General features: G+C 61.4%; 5 protein-coding genes. 3 read left to right on the forward strand and 2 right to left on the reverse strand.

The genetic code is table 11. The features are described 5' to 3' along the window. Window positions 1–188: 188 nt before the first annotated feature. Window positions 189–1,364 carry an elongation factor Tu gene (tuf, locus tag EN906_RS24315; RefSeq protein ID WP_095090666.1) on the reverse strand — a complete coding sequence of 392 codons (1,176 nt, stop codon included), beginning with the start codon at window positions 1,362–1,364 and terminating at the stop codon, window positions 189–191. Between the two features lie 447 nt (window positions 1,365–1,811). Between tuf and EN906_RS24320 the strand changes: the two genes are divergently transcribed. From EN906_RS24320 to EN906_RS37395, 3 genes are all read left to right on the forward strand, one after another. Continuing rightward, a complete protein-coding gene (locus tag EN906_RS24320; RefSeq protein ID WP_127273425.1) occupies window positions 1,812–2,804 on the forward strand; it encodes a helix-turn-helix transcriptional regulator in 993 nt (330 codons plus the stop codon). 12 nt (window positions 2,805–2,816) lie between these two features. Beyond that, window positions 2,817–3,704 (forward strand): DMT family transporter, encoded by an 888-nt coding sequence (locus EN906_RS24325; RefSeq protein ID WP_127272744.1) that lies wholly within the window; start codon window positions 2,817–2,819, stop codon window positions 3,702–3,704. Window positions 3,705–3,818: 114 nt separating this feature from the next. Continuing rightward, window positions 3,819–3,956, forward strand: coding sequence for a hypothetical protein (locus EN906_RS37395; RefSeq protein ID WP_164749104.1), 138 nt, complete (start codon window positions 3,819–3,821; stop codon window positions 3,954–3,956). 75 nt (window positions 3,957–4,031) lie between these two features. On the opposite strand, the gene EN906_RS24330 is transcribed toward EN906_RS37395, so the two are convergent. Beyond that, window positions 4,032–4,289 (reverse strand): GlsB/YeaQ/YmgE family stress response membrane protein, encoded by a 258-nt coding sequence (locus EN906_RS24330; RefSeq protein WP_013531402.1) that lies wholly within the window; start codon window positions 4,287–4,289, stop codon window positions 4,032–4,034. Between the last annotated feature and the right edge of the window lie 110 nt (window positions 4,290–4,399).

Genomic DNA, 4,399 nt, shown 5'->3' on the forward strand with positions numbered 1-4,399 from the left:
ATGCCCGACGATGGAAAAACCGCCTTGGAACCATTTGAAAAAAGCCCCTCGATGCAACCTATACTAGTCGAGGCCCGGAGCCTTGCAACAGGGTTCGGCCGACTGGGCCGCAACCGATAGCCTCGCAAAAGAAAAGGGCGGCCCGAAGACCGCCCTTTTCTTGTCGATCCGGCGAATGCCGGGCTCGATTATTCCTTGATGGTGACGACGATGCCGGCACCGACGGTGCGGCCGCCTTCACGGATAGCGAAGCGCAGCTTCTCTTCCATGGCGATCGGCACGATCAGCTCGACATCGACCGTGATGTTGTCGCCCGGCATCACCATTTCGGTGCCTTCCGGCAGCGACACGATGCCGGTCACGTCGGTCGTGCGGAAGTAGAACTGCGGACGGTAGTTGGTGAAGAACGGCGTGTGACGGCCACCTTCATCCTTGGTCAGGATGTAGGCTTCGGCCACGAACTTCTTGTGCGGCTTCACCGTGCCCGGCTTGGCCAGAACCTGGCCGCGCTCGACACCTTCACGATCAACGCCGCGCAGCAGCGCGCCGATGTTGTCGCCGGCCTGGCCCTGATCGAGCAGCTTGCGGAACATCTCGACGCCCGTGCAGGTCGTCTTGGTCGTCGGACGGATGCCGATGATCTCCAGCTCCTCGCCGACCTTGACCACGCCGCGCTCGACGCGGCCGGTCACGACCGTGCCGCGGCCCGAGATCGAGAACACGTCTTCGATCGGCATCAGGAACGGCTTGTCGAGCGGACGAACCGGCGTCGGAATGTAGGCATCGACCGCAGCCATCAGCTCGCGGATCGCGTCTTCACCGATCTTCTTGTCGGAATCTTCCAGCGCAGCCAGAGCCGAACCCTTGACGATCGGAATGTCGTCGCCGGGGAACTCGTTCTTGGTCAGAAGCTCGCGAACCTCGAGCTCGACCAGTTCGAGCAGCTCGGCGTCGTCGACCTGGTCGACCTTGTTCAGGAACACCACGATCGACGGCACGCCGACCTGACGGGCCAGCAGGATGTGCTCGCGGGTCTGCGGCATCGGGCCGTCGGCAGCCGACACGACCAGGATCGCGCCGTCCATCTGCGCGGCACCGGTGATCATGTTCTTCACATAGTCGGCGTGGCCGGGGCAGTCGACGTGAGCATAGTGGCGGGCAGCCGTCTCGTATTCGACGTGCGCCGTCGAGATCGTGATGCCGCGCGCCTTTTCCTCAGGGGCGGCGTCGATCTGGTCGTAGCGCTTGTATTCGCCAAAATACTTGGTGATCGCCGCCGTCAGCGACGTCTTGCCATGGTCGACGTGGCCAATCGTGCCGATGTTCACGTGAGGCTTGTTACGCTCGAATTTACCTTTGGCCATTGTCTCTTTCCTTGGACGGCCCGGATCTTCAGTTCGGTCGAAGACCTTCAGTTCAGTCGAATGCGGGGCGATTAGCGACAAAGGCCAAAAAACACAAGCGTCTTTTGGCCGGGTGCCGTCTCACTCAGTCCGAACCATCGATCCGATTGCGGGATGAGACGCAGATATAGGAAGGCGAACCGTCAAATGGAATGGGCGTTGCATACTGGATCCGAAGCCGAGGATCGGGCGCTTGTCGATATGGCGAATATCTGGTTTGCTCAGCCGATACAGGTCATTCATATCGCTAGCGCGATGGCTGGGCGGATCGTTCGTTCCCGTGCCGATTGAGGGGCAACTTTCATGGAAGATCTGATCGACCGAATCTACGAAGCCGCATTCGTGCCAGAGCTGTGGCCGGTGGTGCTTGACGGCTTGAGCACGATGTCGGGATCGGTAGGCGGCGCCTTGCTGGTCGCCAGCGAGGCTCATCCGCCGCGGTTTGCGGCATCGGCATCGATTATGGATGCGCTGATTGAATTCTCTTCCGACGCGTGGCGAAACAACGATCGTCCGTTGCGCTGGAAGCCTAGTGTCGATGGGTTTCTTCGCGACGTCGAACTCTTCAGTCCGGACGAATTGGAAACCGATCCGATGAGACACGAATTGATCAGGTACGGATTGGGCTGGCAAACCGGCATGGTCATACCGATGACCAATGGCGAGGTCGTGATCTACAGTGTGGAGCGTCGTCTGCAGGACGGTCCGCATGACCCAACCTCCATCGCCTCGCTCAACGTCCTTCGCCCGCATCTTGCCCGCGCCGGGCTTGTTGCGGCAAGGCTTGGCCTGGAGCGGGCGTTGGCCACCGTATCGGCCCTGCAGAGCGTTGGGCTTCCTGCCGCAGTCATGTCGGCCGGCGGACAGGTGGTTGCCACCAACGGACTGTTCGATGCGTTGCCGTCCATTTTTCAGCCGCTGGCGTATGACGGCTTGGCAATCGGCGATCCGAAAGCCGATTTGCTGTTCCAGGAGGCAGTCAGGAGCACTTCGGCTGCCATCGTGCCAATCGTCAGGTCCATTCCCGTTCGCCAGACGATCGATCAACCCGCTGTCGTCCTGCATGTGTTGCCGCTTCGCCGATCGGCAAGGGACATATTCGCAGGTGCAAACATCCTTGTCGTTGCAGCGTCGATCCGCATGGGCAACCAAGAGCCGTCGCCGCAAATTCTGAGCGCGCTCTTCGATCTGTCTCCGGCCGAGGCAAAGCTTGCCGCATCGCTGGTATCCGGCCGTCCGCTGAAAGCGGCGGCACTTGACCACGGGATCACGGTCAAAACCGCCCGTACCTACCTTGAGCGCGTCTTCTACAAGACCGGCACCGGCCGTCAGAGCGAATTGGTGGCGTTGCTGAGCGGCGCTGCCCCATTGGCACCTCTTGCCGCCACCACCCGCCTCTGATCTTGTGGCCGGATGCATTTCATCCCTGCCTCTATCCGCGGCCCGCTGTTCATGATCGTCTCGACGGGGTCGTATCTCGTCAACGACACGATGATGAAGCTCGCGACAGCAGGCCTGCCGTCCTACGAAGTGTTGTTTCTGCGCGGTGCCGCGGCAGCCCTCTGGGGCTTCCCGCTGTTGTTCGCGCTGGGCTACGGCAAGCAGATCCCGCTGATCTTCGACAAGCGCGTACTGAGCCGGAACATGCTCGAGCTGGCGGCGATCCTTTGCTATGTCGTCGCGCTCGCCAACATGCAGATCGCCGATTCTACCGCGCTCGGACAGATCACGCCGCTCTTGATGCTGGTCGGCTCCTCGATCCTGTTTGGCGAGCGGATCGGCGGCCGGCGCATGGCGCTGATCGGGCTCGGCTTCGTTGGAGCGCTGATGGTGGCGCAGCCGACCATGCAAGGCATTTCGGTCTACGCCTTGCTGGCGCTCGGCAATGCCACATTTGCGGCGGCGCGCGACCTTGCCGGCCGGCGGGTCGCGGCCGAGGTGCCGGGGATGATCGTGGCGATCTCCGCCGTCGTGGTGGTGCTGATCGGCGCCGGCGCCGCGCATCTGGTTTCCGAGCGTTGGGTCATGCCCGGGGCACATCACCTGCTGCTGATGGCCGGCGCCGGATTTTTCCTGATCTTCGGCCATTTCTTCATCTTCATGGCCTATCGCATCGGACCGACCAGCGCCGTGGCGCCGTTCTACTATTGCTTCACCGTCTGGGCGGTCATTTCGGGCCTGCTGGTGTTCGGGCAATTCCCCAACGCGCTGGCGATCTGCGGCATCCTGCTGGTCATCGGCAGCGGGCTGACCATCGTGTCGCTGGATCAGCGTCGCCGCCGGCTGGCCGTCGTGGCGTAACCTTGGCACCCAGGCAGGTGCTCACGAGGCGTTGCCGGGCCGAAAAAGATCGTCTAATCGGCGAAGCAACGTTCGATCGACGACGACATGATCAATCAGCCAGCGGAGTTCCCCGTGACCGATTTTGACCAAAACAACAACTCCGACGCCGAGCACAAAGCCGCTATCCGCAAGTCGCTTGTCGGCTGGGCGGTGTTCATCGCCGGAACGCTGATCTTTTTCGTCGCCGCCGATGCAGTGCTGATGCCATAGACGAGCCGCTGCACGTACCGGCCTGAAGCCGGTCTTGCCTTCAGAAACTCGAAACCTCAGACGATCGGCAGGCGCCTAAAGCGTCCGCCTTGCGCTGAACTGATGGTAGGCCCACAGAACGACCACCGCGCCGATGACGGCAACGATCAGGCTGTAGATGTTGAGGCCGGTGACGCCTGACGCGCCGAAGGCACTGAAGATCAGACCGCCGACAATGGCGCCGACGATGCCAAGCACGATGTCCATGATGACACCCTGGCCGGTCTTGTTGACGATCTTGCTGCCTATGAAGCCGGCGACCACGCCGAGAATGATCCAGCTGATGATACCCATTTTTTCCTCTCCATCCCCTCGCCAGACGAACATTTTCATAGGATTGTCAAAACCTCAAGCCAGCTTGAAATTCCGCCCGAAGGCTTCATTGTTGAGGGGGGGTCGGGCCT

It is taken from the genome of Mesorhizobium sp. M7A.F.Ca.CA.004.06.1.1, assembly GCF_003999135.1.
Classification (GTDB): domain Bacteria; phylum Pseudomonadota; class Alphaproteobacteria; order Rhizobiales; family Rhizobiaceae; genus Mesorhizobium.